Source organism: Streptomyces yongxingensis, assembly GCF_055597465.1.
The window spans coordinates 1515437-1534547 of the sequence record NZ_CM145717.1 but is presented as its reverse complement, the minus strand read 5'-3'; the positions used below and the strand labels follow the sequence as shown (position 1 = coordinate 1534547).

The following is a 19111-nucleotide window of genomic DNA, read 5'->3' as shown; positions in this document are numbered from 1 at the left end:
GAGCCGCGTTGGACCGAACGCCCCGGTTACAGCGTCACGACGTCCGCCGTGGCCACCGGCTTTCCGCTGACGAACGACTGGTTGGCCGCGAGCCCGGTGACCAGCGCGAGTGCCCCGTCCTCCTCGGTGGCCCGCCGGCGGGACGCGTCCGAGGCGTCCACGGCCGCCCCTTCGGCGGCCGCCGCCGGATCCACCGGGCCGTCCGCCGGGCCCACCGGGCCGTAGAGCACATCGAGCATCCGCTCGTCCCCGCCGCCGTGTCCGGCGTGGTCGAACGCCGGCAGCTCCACCTCCCGCGGCGGCTCCCACAGCGGTCGCAAGCCCAGCCGCGGACCGCCCGCGTTGGCCAGGGCCTGGTCGCCGTGGATGGTGCCGCGGCCGGAGGCGGTGCCCAGCAGCGGCGGCTGCCACGCGCTCTCCTCGACCTCCAGCTCCAGCCGGCCCCGGGTGCCGTTGAACATCACGCGGTAGCCCTCCCAGGGGGAGTAGGCGGTCAGGTGGTACGTCATGGTGGCGCCGGTGTCATAGCGGACCAGCAGCGCCATGTCGTCCTCGATGGTGATGTCGTCGCCGAACACATTGCGGTCGCGGTGGTAGCCGTCCTCGCCCTCGGCGTCCAGGTACAGCGAGCGCATCGCGTCGTTCTCGGCGAGCTCCAGCGCGAACGGGTCGTCCCTGGCGGCGGCGGCGCCGTGCGCCCGCTCGTACTCGCGCCGGTAGCCGCTGCGTTCGCCCGCCGCACGGCCGTAGAAGCCGAGCCGGCCGTAGCCGAACACCTCCTCGGGCCGCGCCCCCAGCCACCAGTTGACCAGGTCGAAGTGGTGGCTGGACTTGTGCACCATCAGCCCGCCGCTGTGCTCCTTCTCGCGGTGCCAGCGGCGGAAGTAGTCGGCACCGTGCCGGGTGTCCAGCAGCCACTCGAAGTGCACCGACAGCACCTCGCCGATGGCGCCTGCGGACAACTGCCGGTGGACCTCCTCGTGCACCGGGTTGAAGCGGTAGTTGAAGGCGACCGCCAGATGGTTGCCGGTCTCCCGGACCGTCTCCAGGATGCGGCGGCACTTGGCCGCGTCGGTGGTCATCGGCTTCTCGGTGACCACCCGGCAGCCGGCCCGCAGCGCGGGCACGATGTACGCGTCGTGCAGCGCGTCCACGCAGGTCACCACCACCTCCTGGATATCGTCCGCGCGCAGCCTCCGCTCGAACTCCTCCGGGCTCCAGGCGGCCGCCTCCGGCTCGCCGGCCTCCTTCAGCAGCCGCTGGTGGTGGGCGATGCGCACGGGGTTCGGATCGCACAGCGCGGCGACCCTCAGCCGTGGGCGGCGGGCCAGTGCTTCGGTGAACATCTGGGCCCGGGAGCCGGTGCCCACCACCACGGCCCGGGACGGGGTGCTGCCGACGGTCATGCGTCCTCCAGCGGAAGCAAACGATTCAATCCGAAGTCGATCAACGCCTGCGCAGGATAGGACGATCGGCCGCCCGCCACCACGGGGAGTGCCGCACGGCGCCGGGGCGGCCGCGCCATGGGGTGCACCGGCGGACCCTGTGCAAGGATGAAATAGGTGGACATGACCTCCAGGGTCCCGGGAGGGCGACGGGCCATGACCGATATCCAGGAGTCGCTGCGCGAGGTGATGGAGTGCGAGGGCGCACTCGCGGCCTCGCTCGTCGACTATCTGAGCCGGATCACCCTGGGCGCCCTCCAGACCCCGCAGGGACCGGACCTGGAGAAGGTGGCCTACGGGGACACGGATGTGCTGCGGGCCAAACTGTCCACTCTGGAGTTCCTCGGCTACAGTCCGGAGCGCCTCGAGGACATCGTCGTCACGCTGGACACCGAATACCACCTGATCCGTCCGCTCAGTCAGCGCACCAGCCAGGGTGTCTTCCTCTATCTGGTGGCCGACCGGGCGCGGGTGGATCTGGACGCCGCGAGGGCGACGATGCGCGATGTGGCCCTCCGGGTCGACGTGTGACCGTGTCCCCTCGTTCCGGCGGGGCCGGTGACACCCGTCGAGGGGGCCATGATGAGCGCTGCGTGTGCGGGGCGCCACACATCGTGCCGACCCGTATCACGCTTCGGGACGGCCGTCGATCGTGCGCCACGGGGCTTCCCGGCCGGAGGGGAGTAAATGGTAGGAAGGGTGCGTGATCGGAGTTTTCGGTCTATCGAGACTTGCCCCGACCCCCTCCCGGACGCGCCTCCGCTCGCTCCTGCGCCTGCGCGGCTTGAGCGTGCGCAGCATCGCCGGGCAGGTTTTCGCTGTCCAGGTGCTGCTCGTGTGCCTGCTCATCGTGGCGGCCACGACGGCGCTCATCCTCCAGGCCCGGATCGACAGCGAGCAGGAGGCCCTCAACCGCGCCACCGCCGTCGCCCAGACCTTCGCCACCTCCCCGGGCACCGCGTCCGCGATGCGCACCGAGAATCCCACCACCCTGCTCCAGCCGCGGGCCGAGGAGACCCGCCGGCGGGCGCATCTGGACTTCGTGGTCGTGGCGAACACCCACGGCATCCGTTACACCCACCCCAAGCCGCAGTACATCGGCAAGACGCTGGTGGCCGACTGGCGGCCCGTGGTGAAGGGCAAGATCGTCACCGAGTCCGTGCAGGGGCCCCTCGGCCGGGAGGTCCAGGCCACCGTCCCGATCCCCAAGGGCGACGGCACCGTGGCCGGTGTGGTGTGCGCCGGGATGACCGCCGCCGATGTGAGCGGCCGGGTCGAGCGCCAGCTTCCGCTGGTCTTCGGCTCCGCCGCCGGTGCGCTCGCGCTCGCCACCGGTGGGACGGCGCTGGTGGGTGGGCGGCTGCGGCGGCAGACGCGAGGGCTCGGCCCCGCTCAGATGACCCGCATGTACGAGCACCACGACGCCGTTCTGCACTCCGTGAAGGAAGGCGTGCTCATCGTCGACAGCCACGGCCGCCTGGTCCTCGCCAACGACGAGGCCGGCCGGCTGCTCGACCTGCCCCCGGACGCCGAGGGCCGCCCCGTCACCGAGCTCGGCATCGAGCCGCGCACCGCCGAGCTGCTCGCCTCGGGCCGGGTCGCCACCGACGAGGTGCATCTGGCCGGGGAGCGGCTGCTGGCCGTCAACCAGCGCTCCACCCGGTGGGACGGCGGGATGTCCGGAAGCGTCGCCACGCTCCGCGACTCCACCGAACTGCGCGCCCTGTCCGGCAAGGCCGAAGTGGCGGAGCGGCGGCTGAGGCTGCTCTACGAGGCCGGTGCGAAGGTCGGCACCACCCTCGATGTCGTACGGACCGCCGAGGAGCTGACCCGCTTCGCCGTCCCGTGGTTCGCCGACTTCGCCACCGTCGACCTCGTGGACCCCGTGCTGCGCGGTGACGAGCCCGTGGGCAGCGCAATGCGCCGCACCGCCACCTGTGGCATCCGGGCCGACCATCCGCTGTGGCGGGTCGGCAAGATGATCACCTACAGCGGCACCGTGCCCCAGGCGCTGGGCTTCGGCGCGGGCCGGTCGGTGCTCGAGGCGGACCTGCGGACCTACGAGGGATGGCAGGAGCAGGACCCCGAGCAGGCCACCAAGATCGTCAAGTATGGCATCCACTCGATGATCACCATCCCGCTGCGGGCGCGGGACGTCACCCTGGGCATCGCCACCTTCTGGCGCTCGGAGAAGTCCGAGCCGTTCGACGAGGACGACGTGGCGCTCACCGAGGAGCTGGTCGCCCGCGCCGCGGTGGCCATCGACAACGCCCGCCGCTACACCCGCGAACACGCGATGGCGGCCACCCTGCAGCGCAGCCTGCTGCCCCAGGGCCTGCCCGAACAGGACGCCATGGAAGTGGCCCACCGCTATCTGCCCGCGCGGGCCGGAGTCGGTGGCGACTGGTTCGACGTCATCCCCCTGCCCGGCTCCCGGGTCGCCCTCGTCGTCGGCGATGTCGTCGGCCACGGACTGCACGCCGCCGCCACCATGGGCCGGCTGCGCACCGCCGTGCACAACTTCTCCGCGCTCGACCTGCCGCCCGATGAACTCCTGGCCCATCTCGACGAGCTGGTCAGCCGGTTCGACCAGGACCAGGCCGCCGCGGGCACCGACGCCCCGGGGATCAGCGGCGCCAGCTGTCTGTACGCCGTCTACGACCCGGTCTCCGGCCGCTGCACGATGGCGGGCGCCGGCCACCCGGGCCCGGCGGTGGTCCTCCCCGACTCCACCGTGACCTTCCCCGACGTCCCCCTCGGCCCGCCGCTGGGCCTGGGCGGCGATCCCATCGAGACCGTCGAGCTGGAGCTGCCCGAGGGCAGCCGGCTCGCCCTGTTCACCGACGGGCTGATCCGGGACCGCGGCCGGGACTTCGACGAGGGGCTCGGCGTGCTGCGCGCCACCCTCGCCGGACTGCCCGAGCGCACTCCGGAGGAGACCTGCCAGGCCGTCTTCGACACCATGGCGTCCTCCCACCCCGGCGACGACATCGCCCTCCTCGTGGCCCGCACCCATCTGCTGGACCCCGGTCACGTCGCCGAATGGGAGCTGCCCTCCGACCCCGCCGCGGTGGCCCGCATCCGCAACGAGGCCGCCGAGCAACTGAGCGCATGGGGACTGGAGGAGGCCGGCTTCACCACCGAACTCATCCTCAGCGAGCTGATGACCAACGCCATCCGCCACGGATGCGGCCCCAGCCGCGTCCGGTTGCTGCGCGCCCGCACCCTCATCTGCGAGGTGGCGGACGGCTCCAGCACCTCCCCGCATCTGCGCCGCGCCGCCACCACCGACGAAGGCGGCCGAGGTCTCTTCCTCGTGGCCCAGTACGCCCAGCGCTGGGGGACCCGCTACACTCCCAACGGCAAGATCATCTGGGCCGAGCAGCCCCTGACCGGCCCGGTGACACCGCCGGGCGAACGCACGGGCGACGACCTCCTCGACCAGTGGGCCGACACCCCCGGCTGACCCCGATTGGCGCCGAAGCCCCGTCAGACGACACCCTCATGGCGTAAAGCGCCGCTCACCACGGGCCGTTGGGCCCGGTGGCGCGATGGGCTATGGAGGAATGCGGCATGCGCAAGAGGCTGCGGGAGCGGCTGCGGTACTGGTTCGACGGGACGATGGACCGTGGCACCCCGGCGCTGATCGGCTGGCTGGGGCTGGCCTCATTGGCGTTGATCACCCTGGTCTCCGGGGCGGCGGTCGCCTTCGCCCACAAGGACACCAAGGAGAACGGCGGCTGGCCGGGCATCGTCTGGATGAGCCTGCTGCGCACCCTCGACCCGGGCACGATGGGCGGGGACAGCGGCCGGCCGCTGTTCCTCATCCTCATGCTCACGGTGACCATCGGCGGCATCTTCATCGTCAGCGCGCTGATCGGTGTGATGACCACCGGCCTGGAGGCCCGGATCCAGCAGCTGCGCAAGGGCACCTCACGGCTGATGGAGCACGGCCACACCATCGTGCTGGGCTGGTCGGAGCAGGTCTTCACGGTGATAGCGGAGCTGGTGGAGGCCAATCAGAGCGAACGGCGCTCCTGTGTGGTGATCCTCGCCGACCGGGACAAGGTCGACATGGAGGACGAGATCCGGCGCCGCATCCCGGACACCGGGAAGACCCGGGTGGTCTGCCGCTCCGGCAATCCGCTCCAGCGCGGCGACCTGGAGCTGGTGAGCCCGGACAGCGCCAAGGCCATCATGGTGCTCTCGCCCATCGGGGACGACAGCGACATCGACGTCATCAAGTCGCTGTTGCTGCTGAACAGCCGCACCTGGACCGGGACCCGGCCCAATGTGGTGGCGGCCGTGCAGAGTTCGGCGAACCTGGCGGCCGCCCGGCTCGCCGCGGGGGACACCGCGCTGGTGATCGACGCCGATGACATCGCGGTCGGCCTGATCGTGCAGTCCCACCGCCAGTCCGGTCTGTCCACCGTCTTCAACGAACTGCTCAGCTTCATCGGCAATGAGATCTACCCCTGGGACGAGCCCGCACTGGCCGGCGCCACCTACGGGGAGTCGCTGAACGCCTTCGAGCTCGGGGTGCCCATCGGCGTGCGCCGCGCGGACGGCGAGGTGCTGGTCAACCCGCCCATGGACACCGTCATCGGGCGTGGGGACCGGCTGCTGATGGTCGCGGAGGACGATCTGCTCATCAAGGCCGCGGCCACCCGGCCCCGGATCGTACGCCCGGCGATGGCCATGGCCGAGTTCCAGCCACCGGTGCCGGACCGTACGCTGCTGATCGGCTGGAACTCCCGCGCGGAGAAGATCATCGCGCAGCTCGACCTGCTGGTGAAACCCGGGTCGGTGGTGGACATCGCCGCCCCGCGTCCGCCCCGGGAGGAGGCGAACCGGGAGCTGAAGAACCTGACCGTCGGCTTCAAGCACTGCGAACCCACCCGCCGTCCGTCGCTGGAGGCGCTCGGGCTGGACGGCTACCGCCACATCGTGGTGCTGACGGACGACGGGATCGACCCCGGACGCGCCGACGACCGCACCCTGGTCACCCTGCTCCACCTGCGCGACATCGAGATCCAGCTCGGCGATCCGTATTCCATCGTCACCGAGATGCACGACGACGCCAACCGCGAGGTCGCGCAGGTCACCAAGGCCGACGACTTCATCGTCAGCACCAAGGTGATCAGCCTGCTGCTGACCCAGCTCACCGAGAACCGCCATCTGTACGCGGTCTTCGCCGACCTCTTCGACCCGCAGGGGTCCGAGATCTACCTCAAACCGGCGCCCAGCTATCTGATACCGGGCGCGGAGGCCAACTTCGCCACCGTCATCGAGGCCGCCCGCCAGCGCGGTGAGACGGCCATCGGCTACCGGCTGGCCCGGCACAGCGACGAGCCGCCGCTCTACGGAGTCCACCTCAACCCGTCCAAGACCGCGCCGCTGACCCTGGGGGAGGGCGATACGGTCGTGGTCCTGGCCGAGGACTGAACGCGGGCGCGGGGCGTCAGCCGAGCGCGCGATGGGCGCCTGGGGTGTGGCCGAAGGCCCGGCGGAAGACATCGATGAAGGCGCTGCTGGACGCCGGCCGCAGCGATGCGCCACGGCCGTCAGCGGACGGCCAGTGCGCCGTCCACGTTCATGATGGTGCCGGTGGTCCACCCGGCTCGGGGGGAGGCGAGGAAGGCCGCCGCGGCGGCCACCTCGTGGGGTTCGCCGGTCCGGCCCGGCGGATGGGCCTCCGGGGCGTGACCGGCTCCGTACCGCTCCCCGGTGCCCATCGGGACGAGGCGGTCCCGTTCGCACGCCGGGGCGGGCACGGCGCCGGGAGCGATGCCGTTGACCCGGACTCCGGAGGGACCCAGTTCATTGGCGAGTGCCCTGGTCATCGCGTTGATGGCGCCGTGGGTGGCGGAGTAGGCCGCGGACGGGCGGTCGGCGGACGCCGTATGGGCCCAGTAGCTGCTGATGTTGATGATGCTGCCACGCCCCTCGACGAGCGCGGGCAGCAGCGCCTGGGCGAGGAGGAAGGGCACCCGGACATTGTGGTGCAGCATGGCGTCGAAGGAGTCGGCCGAGGTCTGGGCGAGCGGGCTGAAGTGTGCCGTGCCCGCGTTGTTGACCAGGGTGTCCACCCGCCCGGTGAGCGCGAGCACCTGACGCGCGGCGGCGGTGGCGGCGCCGGGGTCGGCCAGGTCCACGCAGAGTCCGCGTACGGTGGTGCCGTGTCCGGCCAGGGTGTGGCGGGCCCGCTCCAGCTTGTCCCGGTCATGGGCGAGCAGTACCAAGTCGGCGCCCTCCACCGCGAAGGCGTCCGCGATGGCGTAGCCGAGGCCCTCGCTGGCTCCTGTGATCACCGCGGTGGTGCCGGCGAGGTGGGTCATGCGCGGGCTCCCTTCGAAGTGTCGGTCCTGTCGCGGCGGCCTCCCTGAGCGGACAGATCTTGTCCGATTGGATCTTCAGCGTATGTATCCGGATAGATTCTGTCCATTTGATCGTGCGTCGGGTCCCCGTACGACCGGCTCGGATGCCACGTCCGTACCGCACACTGGGGTGTCATGGAGCTGCAGATCACCGCCACCTCGCCCGAGCATCCGGCGTCCCTGCTCGATCTGCCGTGGAACATCCCGCTGGCGGAGTGGCCGGAGGAGCACCTGGTCGCGCTGGACCGGGGCATCTCCCGCCATGTCGTCCGCTTCGCGCGGGCGGGCGGCGAGATCGTGGCGGTCAAGGAGGTCGGCGAGTGGGCGGCGGTGCGGGAGTACGGGCTGCTGCGCGATCTGGACCGGCTCGCGGTCCCCGCGGTGGACGCGCTCGCGGTGGTGACCGGGCGCACCGACGAGCACGGCGATCCGCTGGAACCGGCGCTGATCACCCGCCACCTGGCGGGGTCGCAGCCGTACCGGTCCATGTTCCAGACGACCATGCGGCCCGGCACCATCAGACGGCTGCTCGACGCGCTCGCCGTGCTGCTGGTGCGGTTGCACCTGGCCGGGTTCGCCTGGGGCGACTGCTCGCTGTCCAACACCCTCTTCCGGCGCGACGCGGGCGCGTACGCCGCCTATCTGGTGGACGCCGAGACCGGGCAGATCCAGCCGAGGCTCACCAGCGGACAGCGGGAGTACGACGTCGAGGTGGCGCGGGTGAACATCGCGGGAGAGCTGATGGACCTGGAGGCGAGCGGCTCCCTGCACCCCTCGGTCGACCCGGTGCTCTTCGGCCAGGCCATCGTCGAGCGGTACTGCGACCTGTGGCACGAGCTGACCCGTCAGTCGGTCTATCCGCTCGCCCAGCGCCACGCCATCGACCGGCGCGTCCGCCGCCTGAACGACCTCGGGTTCGACGTGGCGGAGATGCAGATCGAGCGCTCGCCCGACGGCGACGCCGTCACCTTCGTGCCCAAGGTCGTGGACGCGGGCCACCACCAGCGGCAGTTGCTGCGGCTGACCGGGCTCGACGCGGAGGAGAACCAGGCCCGCAGCCTCCTGAACGACCTGGAGACCTGGATGGCCACCCAGGACGACTACGCGCCCGGCGATCCGCTCGGCGCCCGCCCTGAGGTGCTCGCCCACCGGTGGGTCCGCGATGTCTTCCGGCCCACCGTGCGGGCCGTGCCGAAAGAGCTGCGCGGTGCCACCGACACCGCGCAGATCTACTACGAACTGCTGGAACACCGCTGGCTGTTGTCCGAGCGGGCCGGCCGGGACGTGGGCCTGGACACCACCGTGGAGGACTACATACGGACCGTCCTGACCCACCGGCCAGGCGGCTGAACGCCCTGCGGCCGGGCGGGTGTTCAGGACTTCGAGGTCAGCACGTCCCGGATCGACGCGATCACCCGCGGCGCCTGGTCGTTGAGGTAGAAGTGGCCGCCGGAGTAGACCTGGAGGTCGAAGCCACCGGTGGTGTGCTCGCCCCAGGCGCGGGCCTCCTCCACGCTCGCCTTGGGGTCGTCGTCACCCACATGCGCGTGGATGGGCGTCGCCAACCGCGGGCCGGGGGTGTAGCGGTAGGTCTCGGCCGCCTTGTAGTCGCTGCGGATCGCGGGCAGCACCATCCGGAGGATCTCGTCGTCGCCGAGGAGCTGGGTGTCGGTGCCGCTGAGCGCCTTCACCTCGGCGATCAGCCCGTCGTCGTCGCGGAGGTGCACGGACTCGTCACGGTGGCAGGACGGGGCGCGCCGCCCCGACGCGAACAGCGCCACCGGCAGCACCCCCTTCTGCTCCAGGCGCAGGGCGACCTCGAAGGCCAGCGTGGCGCCCATGCTGTGGCCGAAAAGCGCCACCGGCTTGTCCGTATAGGGCAGCAGCTCGGGCACCAGCGCGTCGGCCAGCTCGGCGATGTTGTCTATGCACTTCTCGTTGCGCCGGTCCTGGCGTCCCGGATACTGCACGGCGAGCACATCGACCGTGGGCGAGAGGGCCTTGGAGACGGGGAAGTAGTAGGAGGCGGACCCGCCGGCGTGGGGCAGGCAGACGAGTCGCGTCGCCGCGGTCGGCGCGGGGTGGAACTGCCTGATCCACAGGCTTGTGCCGGTGGGGTTTGCGGTCACGTGATGTCCTTTCGTGCCGCTCGCTCTGCGGCGGCTGTCGGGTGGCTGTCACGCGCGTGCCTCGGGTCGCGCGCAGACCAGTAGACCACCCTGCCGGTCCCATCCGAGCTGCGGCCACCCCTATTTCGGCCGGGAGTCCCCTAGTATTTCCCTCGTGTCGGTCATGTGCGGGAGGCGGTGAGTCCGCCCCGTTCGGCCGTCCGCAGCGCCAGGGCCGCCAGCGCCTCGGGAGCCCCCGCCTGACCGCGGATTCCCGGGAAGGCGTTGATGTCCACGATCAGCGGGGCGCCGCCGCCCGCGTCGATCAGATCCACACCGTAGACGTCCAGACAGAACACCGAACCGACCCGGAGCACCGGATCCAGCCAGCCCGGTGGCAGCGAGTCGAGGGCGAGCGGCAGGTTCGGACCGCGGCCGCCGGCCGCCAGCTCCGACCGGCGCAGCGCGGCGAACACCCGGCCCGCGACCACCCACAGCTTGTGGTCCCAGCCGTCGTTCGGGACGAAGTCCTGCACCACCACGGGCTCATCCGCCCAGTTCGCGGTCAGGGCACGCAGATGTGCGGCGTCGTCCACGCGGGCCACCAGGTCGTGGCGGCGGCTGTGGCGGCTCTTGACGACGACGGGACGACGGGGCGGCTCCGCCGCCAGTCCGGCGAGGCAGGCCACGGTACGGGTGGGGGCGAACGGCAGACCGGCGCGGAGCGCCCGTTCGGCCATCGCCGTCCGGTCCTGGCACCGCGCGGTGGCGGCGGCGGAGTTCACCACCGGGGCGCCACGCCGCTCCAGGGACCGGGCGAGCGCCAGCGCGGGCGGGGTCCGGGCCTTCAGCAGATACACATCGGCGAGTTCCCTGGGGGAGGCCAGGTCCTGCGCCTTCGTTCCGTCGTGGCCACGCGGGTCGAGCGCCACCACCTCATGGCGGGGGCTGAGCAAGGCCGTGGCGTCGGCGAGGAGTTGATGGCCGGGGTCGGCGGTGATCAGGCCGATCCTCATCGGCCGCCGCTCACCGTGGCGGTCATCCGGCCCGTGGCCGTGGCCGCGGGGGTACCCGGGACCGGCTCCGGAGCGCCTACCGGAGGCTCGGCCCCGGTGAGGGCGCCGACGAGCTCCGGTCCGGACCGGCCACCGCCCCCGCGCGCCAACTCCAGTACCGCGCGCCCCACCCGGGCCGCCGCGTCCGGCACCTCCTTGAAGCTGGGGAAGTCGTTCACATCGACGACCACCGGTCCGTCCGGGCCCAGCAGCACATCCACCCCGTACAGATCGAGACCGTAGGCCGTGCCGACCTCGGCGGCGATGGCCGCCACTTCGGCGGACAGCGGTACCCGGCGGCCGCGTTCGCCCCCGTCGCCACCGAGCGGTGACACCCGCTCGGTGGCGTACAACTCCCCGCCCACGCAGTACACCTTGAGGTCGATGCCCGAATTCGGCACATACGGCTGTGCGATGAGCATCCCCTCCGCCGCCAGCTCGGCCCGCAGCGCCCTGAGCCGGTCCGGGGTCGGCACCAGCCGCACGGCCCGTCCCGAGCTGCCGTCCGCGGGCTTGACCACCAGGGGGAACTCGGCCTCCGGTATCTCCTCCAGCGCCTCGGGCCGGGCCGCCGCGTAGGTGGGTGGCATCGGCAGGCCACGGCTGCGCCCGATGGCGGCCGCCAGGGCCTTGTCCCGTACACCGCGGATGGAGCGGGCGTCGTTGACGGTGGTCAGCCCGACCGCCGCCGCGGCCTCCAGCAGCGTGAGCCCGGGCCCCCCGGACACCGTCTTGAGCACCCAGGCGTCATGGCTGCCCGCCCGCACCGCGTCGGACATCCGCATCAGGGAACGACCCGGCCGGACCACGTCCACCTGGTGGCCCCAGGCGGAGAGCTGACGGATCACCTCACGCGGCATGCCGTCGTGGCGATAGCGCTCCTCCACCAGAAAGCAGAGTCTCATCGGTCTTCTTCCTCGTCACCGGACAGGTTCCCGGGCCGCTGCCGAGAGTGTCCGGCGCGCCATGGCTCCTCAGGATGTCATCCGCCGTTCTTGTGCGATCTCCTGGGCCAACCCATGGGCGTCAGTGGCCTGTTCCACGGCCCCTGACCGCAGCCTGTTTATCGGGCTAAGTTTGCTTTACTCTGCTGAACATGACGCTGACGCGCAGGGAGCGGGAGATACTCGCGCTGCTGCGGCGGGACCCGCTGGCCGGAGCCCAGTCCATCGCCGACGCCCTCGGGACCACGCGGGCCGCGGTCAATGTGCACCTCTCCAACCTGGGCAAGAAGGGCGCCATCCTGGGGCGCGGCTACATCCTGCGCCAGGAGCACGCGGTGGTGGTCATCGGCGGGGCCAATGTGGACATCAAGGTGCGCAGCCTCGCCCCCGTGGCGTACCGCACCAGTAATCCGGGGCGGTCCCACACCAGCCCCGGCGGGGTGGCCCGCAATGTCGCCGAGAACCTCGCCCGGCTGGGCACCCCGACCCATCTCATCGCGGCCGTGGGGCAGGACGCGGCGGGGGAGCGGCTGCTGAGCGAGACCCAGGCCGCCGGGGTGCGCGTCGAGCATGTGCACCGCGGCCCGCATCCCACCGGCACCTATACGGCGGTGCTGGACGCCGACGGCGATCTGGTCGTGGCCATCGCCGATATGGCCGCCACGGACGCGCTGGCCCCCGAGCACCTCCACGCCGCGCGGGAACTCATCGGCAACGCCGGTCTGCTGGTACTGGACGGGAACCTCTCCCCGCGGGTGCTCTCCTACGTCCTGGACCTCGCCTCCGCCACCGGGGTCCAGACGCTGATCGACCCGGTGAGCGTCCTCAAGGCGGCGCTGCTCGCCCCGCTGTTCGCTACCGGGCGCCCGGTCTTCGCCGTCACGCCGAACGTGGCGGAGCTGGGCGCGCTCGCGGGCCGGGACCTCGACGGGGCCACGGACGCGGACGACCCGGAGCTGCTCCGGGCCGTGGCCGTCCTCCATGACCGCGGCGTGCGGCACGTGTGGGTGCGGCTCGGGGCGCGCGGCTCCCTGCTGAGCACCCTCGACGAGGGCCGGACGTCACTGGAGGCGCCGCCGGCCGAGGTGCGGGACGTCACCGGGGCCGGGGACGCGATGCTCGGCGCGTTCGCCCACGCCCTGCTCGGTGGCGCCGACCCGGTCGACGCCGCCCGCAACGGCCACGCCGCCGCCGCGCTGACCGTGGCCACCCCCGCCACCGTACGACCCGACCTGACCCCGCGTCTGATCGAGGACGCGCTCGACGCCCCGCTGCGGAGGACCACATGACCACCCCCCACCCCCGGCTGACCCTCACCGAGGAGGTCGCGGAGGCCCTGCTCGACGGCCGTCCCGTGGTCGCGCTGGAGTCCACGATCATCAGCCACGGCATGCCGTATCCGCAGAACGTCGAGATGGCCACCGAGGTCGAGGAGATCATCCGCGCCGAGGGCGCGGTCCCCGCCACCATCGCCGTCCTCCACGGCAGGCCGCGCGCCGGTCTGGACCGGGCCGATCTGGAACTGCTCGCCACCAGCCCCGAGGTGGGCAAGGTCAGCGTGCGCGACCTCGCCCATGTCATCGCGCGCGGCGGCCATGGCGCGACCACCGTGGCGTCCACCATGCGGCTCGCCGCGCTCGCCGGGATCCGGGTCTTCGTCACCGGTGGCATCGGCGGAGTGCACCGGGGAGCGGAGCGGTCCTTCGACATCAGCGCCGATCTCACCGAGCTCGCCACCACCCCGGTGGCCGTGATCAGCGCCGGGGTCAAGAGCATCCTCGACATCGGGCTGACCCTGGAGAAGCTGGAGACCCTGGGCGTTCCGGTGCTCACCTACGGCACCGACGACTTCCCCGCCTTCTACTCCCGGGTGAGCGGCTTCCGCTCCCCGCTGCGCGTCGACTCACCCGAGGAGATCGCCGCCACCATGCGCGCCCAGTGGGAGCTGGGCATGACGGCGGGGCTGAGCATCGCCAACCCGGTTCCCGAGGCCGAGGAGATCCCCGCCGGGCGGATGGACGGCATCATCGAGCGGGCCCTCGCCGAGATGGCGGAGGCGGGGATCGGCGGCAAGGACGCGACCCCGTATCTGCTCAGCCGGATCGTGGAGTTGACGGAGGGGGAGAGCCTGCGGACCAATATCGCCCTGGTCAAGAACAACGCACGGCTCGGGGCGCGGATCGCGATCCACTACGCCGCCGGGGCGGCGGGCGGATCGTAACGCGTCGACCTCGACGGCCCGAAAATCGTTTGCCGTCGGCGGGGCCCGGTGCTGGGGTGGGCGCATGGACCGTGATGTGGTGCGTGAGCTGTACGACCGGGAGATGAGACAGGGCGCGCGGGCCGACGGCCCCGGCGTCCGGGTCGAGCGCGTGGGCGCGGTGGTGCGGCAGACCGGCGGCGGCCGCGACGACTGGAACGGCGTGCTGTGGTCGGATCTGGACGACGCCACCGCCGATGCGGCGATCGCCGCGCAGCTACGGCACTTCGGGGGCGCGGACCGCGCCTTCGAATGGAAGCTGTACGCGCACGACCGCCCCGGCGACCTCGGCGAACGGCTCCGGGCGGCCGGATTCGTCCCCGAGCCCGAGGAGACGCTGATGGTCGCCCAGGTGGCCGACCTGGACACCGCCGTCGAACCGCCCCAGGGCATCCGGCTGCTCCAGGTGACCGACACGGCCGGTGTGGAACGGGTGGTGGACGTCCATGAGCGGGCGTTCGGCGACGACGGCGCCGCTCTCCGGCACCGGCTCCTCACCCAGCTCGCCGAGGAGCCGGACACGGTCGTCGCGGTGGTGGCCATGGACGGTGACCGGCCGGTCAGCGCGGCGCGGATGGAGCTGCCGCCGGGGGCGCCGTTCGCCGGGCTCTGGGGCGGGGGCACCGTGCCGGAGTGGCGCGGCCGGGGCATCTACCGCGCCCTGGTCGCGTTCCGGGCCCGTGTCGCCGCCGACCGCGGCTATCGCTATCTCCAGGTCGACGCGTCCAGCCTGAGCCGCCCGATCCTGCGCCGGCTCGGCTTCGTGCCCCTGACCACCACCACGCCGTACGTGTACCGGGCCTGACGACAGCCGGGGCCGGGGGCGGACGTGACCGGGGGCCTTGTCGGTGGGGTGTTCTACGGTCTGGCCATGACCACCTCCGATGATGTCCGTGCCATCGCCCTGTCGCTGCCGGAGACCACAGAGAAGATCGCCTGGTCGATGCCCACCTTCAGGGTCGCCGGGAAGATGTTCGCCACCTTGCCCGAGGACGAGACCTCGATGGCCGTCAGATGTCCCAAGGTCGAGCGGGAGGAGCTGGTGCTGGCGGAGCCGGAGAAGTTCTGGGTCGCCGGCCATGAGGCGAGTTCGGCCTGGGTGCGGGTGCGGCTCGCCGCGCTGGACGACCTCGATGAGCTGCGGGACATCCTGCTCGACTCCTGGCGGCAGGCCGCACCGGCCTCATTGCTCGAATGATCACACCATGCGGCCGGTCGCTCCTCGAAATGTGGCGTTATGGGTGTTCGAGTAGATAACCGACACGGGTGAAAGTATGGACTTTTCCCGGTAATCGGAGTGCCGTCTTCCGCTGTGCGGGGTTCCCTGGAGGGGGATCAGCGAGGGAGGCCGCATGGTGCACGGCCGCAGGACGAACCGCCCCGCGGTGTGCGGCGGCCCGTGCGCGGCCGCGGTCCTCCTGCTGCTGGCGGCCACCCTGCTGCACGCCGTGCTGGCCCTGGGGGTCGTCCGTGCCTCGCCGTCCAGCGGGCCGGAGCGGTGCGCGGCCGGGAAGGCCAGGGCGGCCGGAGCGGTGAACCAGGCCCCGGCCACGTCCGTGCCCGGTGGCGCAGGCGCTCCCGCCTCGGCCCGGGCCCTCGCCGCGTCCGCCCCCGCTGGTGCTCCCACTCCCGTCACCCCTGTTCCGGTGGTGCCGGAGGCCGAGGACGAGCGGTCCACCTCCTCGGCGTCGGCCGTGTTCTCCGCCCGGGACGGTGCCGGGCATCCGGCGCGGCACGCCGGGCGGGTGGCGCACGGCGCCTCGTTCGGCGCGCATCGCTCCCTCTCGACGTCCCTCGGCCCCCTCGTGCTCGTCGGGGTCCGCGGTCGCCCTGCCGACCCGGCGCCGGGCCCCGGCGCGTTCGGCGCCGGGGGCGACGTCCCGGCCGGCCGGCTCTCCTCGCGGTCCGTCGTTCTGCGCTGCTGACCGGGCCCGGGCCGTCCGTCATCCGTTTCCGCGTCCGCCGCGGACCCCGGATGCGGTCCGCCCTGCTCGCTCAGCCGTAGGACGTCCGAGACCGCAGGAGTATCCGCATGCCCACCGATGTCTATGCCGCCATGCGCGCGATGCTGCGCGCGGAAGCCACCCGGCGCCCCGTCACCCCGCGGGCCGGTACCGCCGATCCGTCGCCGCCCGCGGTGGATCCGGCCGCTCCCGTCCAGGTGAACGCCACCGTTCGGGACACGTCCGCCGAGGGGGCCGTACCGGCTCCGTCCGCCGCACCACGCCCCGTCCGCCGGGCCCGCCCATCCCGGTACCTGTCGCGCTGCCGTGCCGTGCTGTGCGCCGTACGCCACGCCGTGTCGTCCTGCTTCGCCGGACGTACGTCACGACAGGGCCGGTGACACACAGGGCCGGTGACACAGGGGCAATGACACAAGGCCAATGACACAGGGCCCGTTGACACACGGCCGTTGACCGGCCGCCGAGGGAGCGGAGCCGGAAGCACGGGTGCCGGGAGGTCACACCGGCCCGTCGTTCCGTCCGCCCTCCGGTGAATCCCCGCTCGAGAGCAACCGCTCGCGCTGCGCCACGGCCCAGGCGTAGCCGGGATTCAGCGCCACCGCACGCTCCAGATCCGCCAGCGCCTCCGCGCGTCTGCCCAGGGCCTCGTTGGCCATCGCGCGGCTCCCCAGGGCCCAGGCGTAGCCGGGGTCGAGGGCCAGCGCCCGGTCGTACACCGCGATGGCCTCCTCGTAGTGGCCCGCGAAGCGGTGGACATCGCCGCGTTCGCCGAGCGTTCCCGGGATGCCCGGCTCCAGTGCCTCCGCCCGGTCCAGGTCCTCCAGCGCGCCCGCGGTGTCCCCCAGGGTGCTGCGGACGCGGGCCCGCCGGACCAGCGCCCAGGTGTAGTCGCCGTGTCGCTCGATGGCCCGGTCCAGATCCGCCAGGGCCTCGTGGATCCGGCCGAGCGCCATCTTGGTCTGGCCGCGGCTGCCCAGGGCCACATGGTCCGTCGGATCGGCCTCGATCACCGGGTCGAGCCGGGCCAGCGCCTCCTCGTACCGGCCCGCCCGGCGGCAGGTCTCCCCGCGCTCCCGCTGCACCCAGGTCGAGCCCGGCTCCAGCGCGTCCACGCGGTCCAGCGCGTCCATCGCCGCGGCGAACTCCCCGGTCGCCCGGTGGACCACGGCACGCCCGAAGTGCGCGCGCACGTTCCCGGGGTCCAGCTCGATCGCCCGGTGGAAGTCCCCCAGCGCCCCGTCGAACTCCTCGACCGAGCGGCGGTGCCAGCCCCGTACGACCAGGGCCGCGACCCGGCCGGCGGCGTCCAGCCCGGCCCGGGCCAGCAGCAGCCCCATCGCCTCGATACCGCGCCGCCGTTCGTCCGCCAGCGCCTCCACCAGGTGCCGCCCCCAGGTGCGCACCGCGTCGGCGTCGGCGTCCTCGCCCGCCTCGACCAGGGTGGTCGCCCAGCGCCGGGCCACCGCGGGGCCCGCGTCGCAGGCGTCGATCCCGTCCCGCAGCGCTCCGGGCAGCGCCGCCGACGGCCGTGCGCACAGCAGGTGGTACCACTCCTCCAGACGCGGTCCGCTCCAGGTGTCCAGCCGCCATCCGTCGCGCGGGTCGAGCCCTCCGGCGGCCGCCTCCCGCCATCCGGCGAAGGTCTCCGCCAGCCGGGTGTGCGCCGCGCCCCACCGCTGCGGGGAGGTGGTCCGCTGCAGCCGCAGCATGGGGGCGCGCACCACATCGTGGTAGCGGGCCGCGCCGTCGCGGTCGCCGATGAACGGCAGCGACCGCAGCCAGCCGAACAGCCCGGCCCCGTCGCCGTCCACCGCCGCCCTGAAGACGTCCTCGTTCAGCCGCCGGGGCAGCGCCCCCGCCAGTGCGGCGGAGCGGCGCACCGGATCGCGCTCCCACTTCAGGAACCGGTCGACGGCGGTGGCGCTGGGGTCGTCCAGGTCCCCGCCGGTTCCGGGGTTCTCGGCGAGGGTGGACACCAGGACCGGCAGCCGACCGGAGAGCCGCAGCACCTCCCGCACCACCGGCTCATCGGTGATCCCCTTGGCGGTCAGTAGCTGCCGGGCCTCCGCGTCGGTGAACGGCTCCAGCGGCAGCTCCGCGACCACATCGGCCAGGTCGCCCCAGCAGCCGGGGTCCAGCCGGGTCTGCCCGGCCAGCACCAGCACGGTGTTGGCGGGGAGGGTGCCGAGGCGTTCGCTGGTCAGCAGGGTGCGCAGCCAGGGGTCGAGCAGCGGGCCGAGGCGCTCGTAGGTGTCGAAGAGCAGTACCAGCCACGGCACCGCCGCGGCCGCCTCCGACAACTCCCTGACCAGCAGCGGGGACAGGGTCTCCGCCGGGTCCAGCACCAACTGGACGTCCTTGTGGTCGCGGAACCGCGAGCTGAGCGCCGCCCGCAGCCGGTCGGTGCCCTCGGCCAGCGGCACCGGATCGACGGCGCTCGCCAGCGCCCCGACACCCGGCACCAGGCCGAGCCCCGCGAGACCCGCCCGCGCGACGACCGTACTGCCGGTGCTGGGCCCCTGCCGCTCGCCCTCCGCCGGTACCGACTCCGCCTCGTGGCGGCGCTGCCGATAGGTGGCGAGCCGTCGATCGAAGGCTGTCAACTCCCGACCCTGACGGGCGAATTGCTCGCTGATCGCGGCCATCGCCTCGGGGACGGAGCTCGCCGTCTCGTCGATACGGGCGGTGAGCGCTCCGTACTCCTGGCGGGCGGTCTCCTCCAGTCGGCGCACCAGCCAGGTCTTGCCCACGCCCGCGTGGCCGTGCACATGGAAGACGAAGCGATGCCGCGCGTCCTCCGGCGGCAGCCCGAAATTGTCCCGGAACGCGTCCAGTTCCAGACGCCGGCCCACGAATCCGGCGTTCCTGCGCCGCTGGATCAGCTCCTGCATCGACGGCCGTGCCCGCCCCATCGGCCCCTCCTCCCCTTGGGATCCAGTCTGCCAGCACGATCGGCGC

General features: G+C 72.5%; 17 protein-coding genes and 1 pseudogene. 10 read left to right on the top strand and 8 right to left on the bottom strand.

Translation table 11 applies throughout. The annotated features are described in order from the left end of the window. Positions 1-26 precede the first annotated feature (26 nt). The gene (locus tag ACZ6TD_RS06110) at positions 27-1406 is read right to left on the bottom strand and encodes a Gfo/Idh/MocA family protein (RefSeq protein WP_471351413.1); all 1380 of its coding nucleotides are present in this window, start codon (positions 1404-1406) and stop codon (positions 27-29) included. Then, positions 1403-1570: a hypothetical protein gene (locus tag ACZ6TD_RS06105; protein WP_471351411.1), complete on the bottom strand. Its 168-nt coding sequence runs from the start codon at positions 1568-1570 to the stop codon at positions 1403-1405. Before ACZ6TD_RS06105 ends, ACZ6TD_RS06110 begins: the two co-directional genes overlap by 4 nt. Positions 1571-1601: 31 nt before the next feature. Between ACZ6TD_RS06105 and ACZ6TD_RS06100 the strand changes: the two genes are divergently transcribed. From ACZ6TD_RS06100 to ACZ6TD_RS06090, 3 genes are all read left to right on the top strand, one after another. Beyond that, positions 1602-1976, top strand: a complete 375-nt coding sequence (locus ACZ6TD_RS06100; RefSeq protein WP_471351410.1) for a hypothetical protein — start codon at positions 1602-1604, stop codon at positions 1974-1976. A 244-nt stretch (positions 1977-2220) separates the two neighbouring features. Then, positions 2221-4911 carry a SpoIIE family protein phosphatase gene (locus ACZ6TD_RS06095; RefSeq protein ID WP_471358853.1) on the top strand — a complete coding sequence of 897 codons (2691 nt, stop codon included), beginning with the start codon at positions 2221-2223 and terminating at the stop codon, positions 4909-4911. A 107-nt stretch (positions 4912-5018) separates the two neighbouring features. Next, positions 5019-6890, top strand: a complete 1872-nt coding sequence (locus ACZ6TD_RS06090; protein WP_471351408.1) for a CASTOR/POLLUX-related putative ion channel — start codon at positions 5019-5021, stop codon at positions 6888-6890. A 16-nt stretch (positions 6891-6906) separates the two neighbouring features. On the opposite strand, the pseudogene ACZ6TD_RS06085 reads toward ACZ6TD_RS06090, so the two are convergent. Together ACZ6TD_RS06085 and ACZ6TD_RS06080 are read right to left on the bottom strand one after the other, a co-directional pair. Continuing rightward, positions 6907-7016: pseudogene (locus tag ACZ6TD_RS06085) on the bottom strand (AraC family transcriptional regulator); the annotation flags it as partial. After that, positions 7010-7783, bottom strand: a complete 774-nt coding sequence (locus ACZ6TD_RS06080; protein ID WP_471351407.1) for an SDR family NAD(P)-dependent oxidoreductase — start codon at positions 7781-7783, stop codon at positions 7010-7012. The gene ACZ6TD_RS06080 and the pseudogene ACZ6TD_RS06085, both read right to left, overlap by 7 nt. A gap of 174 nt (positions 7784-7957) precedes the next feature. Between ACZ6TD_RS06080 and ACZ6TD_RS06075 the strand changes: the two genes are divergently transcribed. Beyond that, positions 7958-9172, top strand: coding sequence for a DUF4032 domain-containing protein (locus ACZ6TD_RS06075; protein WP_471351405.1), 1215 nt, complete (start codon positions 7958-7960; stop codon positions 9170-9172). A gap of 23 nt (positions 9173-9195) precedes the next feature. Here the strand turns inward: ACZ6TD_RS06075 and ACZ6TD_RS06070 are convergent, their stop codons facing one another. The 3 genes from ACZ6TD_RS06070 to ACZ6TD_RS06060 form a co-directional block, all read right to left on the bottom strand. Continuing rightward, on the bottom strand, positions 9196-9951 hold the full coding sequence (locus ACZ6TD_RS06070) for a thioesterase II family protein (protein ID WP_471351404.1): 756 nt from the start codon (positions 9949-9951) through the stop codon (positions 9196-9198). Positions 9952-10112: 161 nt separating this feature from the next. Then, on the bottom strand, positions 10113-10946 hold the full coding sequence (locus ACZ6TD_RS06065) for an ATP-grasp domain-containing protein (protein ID WP_471351402.1): 834 nt from the start codon (positions 10944-10946) through the stop codon (positions 10113-10115). Next, the gene (locus ACZ6TD_RS06060; protein WP_471351400.1) at positions 10943-11890 is read right to left on the bottom strand and encodes an ATP-grasp domain-containing protein; all 948 of its coding nucleotides are present in this window, start codon (positions 11888-11890) and stop codon (positions 10943-10945) included. Before ACZ6TD_RS06060 ends, ACZ6TD_RS06065 begins: the two co-directional genes overlap by 4 nt. Before the next feature lie 191 nt (positions 11891-12081). Between ACZ6TD_RS06060 and ACZ6TD_RS06055 the strand changes: the two genes are divergently transcribed. From ACZ6TD_RS06055 to ACZ6TD_RS06030, 6 genes are all read left to right on the top strand, one after another. After that, complete coding sequence (locus tag ACZ6TD_RS06055; protein ID WP_471351398.1) at positions 12082-13218, top strand: carbohydrate kinase family protein; 1137 nt, start codon at positions 12082-12084, stop codon at positions 13216-13218. Then, positions 13215-14150 (top strand): pseudouridine-5'-phosphate glycosidase, encoded by a 936-nt coding sequence (locus ACZ6TD_RS06050; protein WP_471351396.1) that lies wholly within the window; start codon positions 13215-13217, stop codon positions 14148-14150. Before ACZ6TD_RS06055 ends, ACZ6TD_RS06050 begins: the two co-directional genes overlap by 4 nt. A gap of 64 nt (positions 14151-14214) precedes the next feature. Beyond that, entirely contained in the window at positions 14215-14994 is a 780-nt protein-coding gene (locus ACZ6TD_RS06045; protein ID WP_471351395.1) for a GNAT family N-acetyltransferase, read from the top strand. Positions 14995-15060: 66 nt separating this feature from the next. Continuing rightward, complete coding sequence (locus ACZ6TD_RS06040; RefSeq protein ID WP_137981522.1) at positions 15061-15387, top strand: MmcQ/YjbR family DNA-binding protein; 327 nt, start codon at positions 15061-15063, stop codon at positions 15385-15387. A gap of 154 nt (positions 15388-15541) precedes the next feature. Further along, positions 15542-16114 carry a hypothetical protein gene (locus tag ACZ6TD_RS06035; RefSeq protein WP_471351394.1) on the top strand — a complete coding sequence of 191 codons (573 nt, stop codon included), beginning with the start codon at positions 15542-15544 and terminating at the stop codon, positions 16112-16114. A gap of 107 nt (positions 16115-16221) precedes the next feature. Beyond that, positions 16222-16533: a hypothetical protein gene (locus tag ACZ6TD_RS06030; RefSeq protein WP_471351393.1), complete on the top strand. Its 312-nt coding sequence runs from the start codon at positions 16222-16224 to the stop codon at positions 16531-16533. A 117-nt stretch (positions 16534-16650) separates the two neighbouring features. Here ACZ6TD_RS06030 and ACZ6TD_RS06025 read toward each other — a convergent pair whose 3' ends face one another. Further along, positions 16651-19065, bottom strand: a complete 2415-nt coding sequence (locus ACZ6TD_RS06025) for a tetratricopeptide repeat protein (protein WP_471351392.1) — start codon at positions 19063-19065, stop codon at positions 16651-16653. Positions 19066-19111: the final 46 nt, after the last annotated feature.

Excerpts from the sequence above, each read along its gene's own strand:
- ACZ6TD_RS06110 (WP_471351413.1), bottom strand. The coding sequence starts at position 1,406 with ATGACCGTCGGCAGCACCCCGTCCCGGGCCGTGGTGGTGGGCACCGGC.
- ACZ6TD_RS06105 (WP_471351411.1), bottom strand. The coding sequence starts at position 1,570 with ATGTCCACCTATTTCATCCTTGCACAGGGTCCGCCGGTGCACCCCATG.
- ACZ6TD_RS06100 (WP_471351410.1), top strand. The coding sequence starts at position 1,602 with ATGACCGATATCCAGGAGTCGCTGCGCGAGGTGATGGAGTGCGAGGGC.
- ACZ6TD_RS06090 (WP_471351408.1), top strand. The coding sequence starts at position 5,019 with ATGCGCAAGAGGCTGCGGGAGCGGCTGCGGTACTGGTTCGACGGGACG.
- ACZ6TD_RS06080 (WP_471351407.1), bottom strand. The coding sequence starts at position 7,783 with ATGACCCACCTCGCCGGCACCACCGCGGTGATCACAGGAGCCAGCGAG.
- ACZ6TD_RS06075 (WP_471351405.1), top strand. The coding sequence starts at position 7,958 with ATGGAGCTGCAGATCACCGCCACCTCGCCCGAGCATCCGGCGTCCCTG.
- ACZ6TD_RS06065 (WP_471351402.1), bottom strand. The coding sequence starts at position 10,946 with ATGAGGATCGGCCTGATCACCGCCGACCCCGGCCATCAACTCCTCGCC.
- ACZ6TD_RS06060 (WP_471351400.1), bottom strand. The coding sequence starts at position 11,890 with ATGAGACTCTGCTTTCTGGTGGAGGAGCGCTATCGCCACGACGGCATG.
- ACZ6TD_RS06055 (WP_471351398.1), top strand. The coding sequence starts at position 12,082 with ATGACGCTGACGCGCAGGGAGCGGGAGATACTCGCGCTGCTGCGGCGG.
- ACZ6TD_RS06050 (WP_471351396.1), top strand. The coding sequence starts at position 13,215 with ATGACCACCCCCCACCCCCGGCTGACCCTCACCGAGGAGGTCGCGGAG.
- ACZ6TD_RS06045 (WP_471351395.1), top strand. The coding sequence starts at position 14,215 with ATGGACCGTGATGTGGTGCGTGAGCTGTACGACCGGGAGATGAGACAG.
- ACZ6TD_RS06040 (WP_137981522.1), top strand. The coding sequence starts at position 15,061 with ATGACCACCTCCGATGATGTCCGTGCCATCGCCCTGTCGCTGCCGGAG.
- ACZ6TD_RS06035 (WP_471351394.1), top strand. The coding sequence starts at position 15,542 with ATGGTGCACGGCCGCAGGACGAACCGCCCCGCGGTGTGCGGCGGCCCG.
- ACZ6TD_RS06030 (WP_471351393.1), top strand. The coding sequence starts at position 16,222 with ATGCCCACCGATGTCTATGCCGCCATGCGCGCGATGCTGCGCGCGGAA.
- ACZ6TD_RS06025 (WP_471351392.1), bottom strand. The coding sequence starts at position 19,065 with ATGGGGCGGGCACGGCCGTCGATGCAGGAGCTGATCCAGCGGCGCAGG.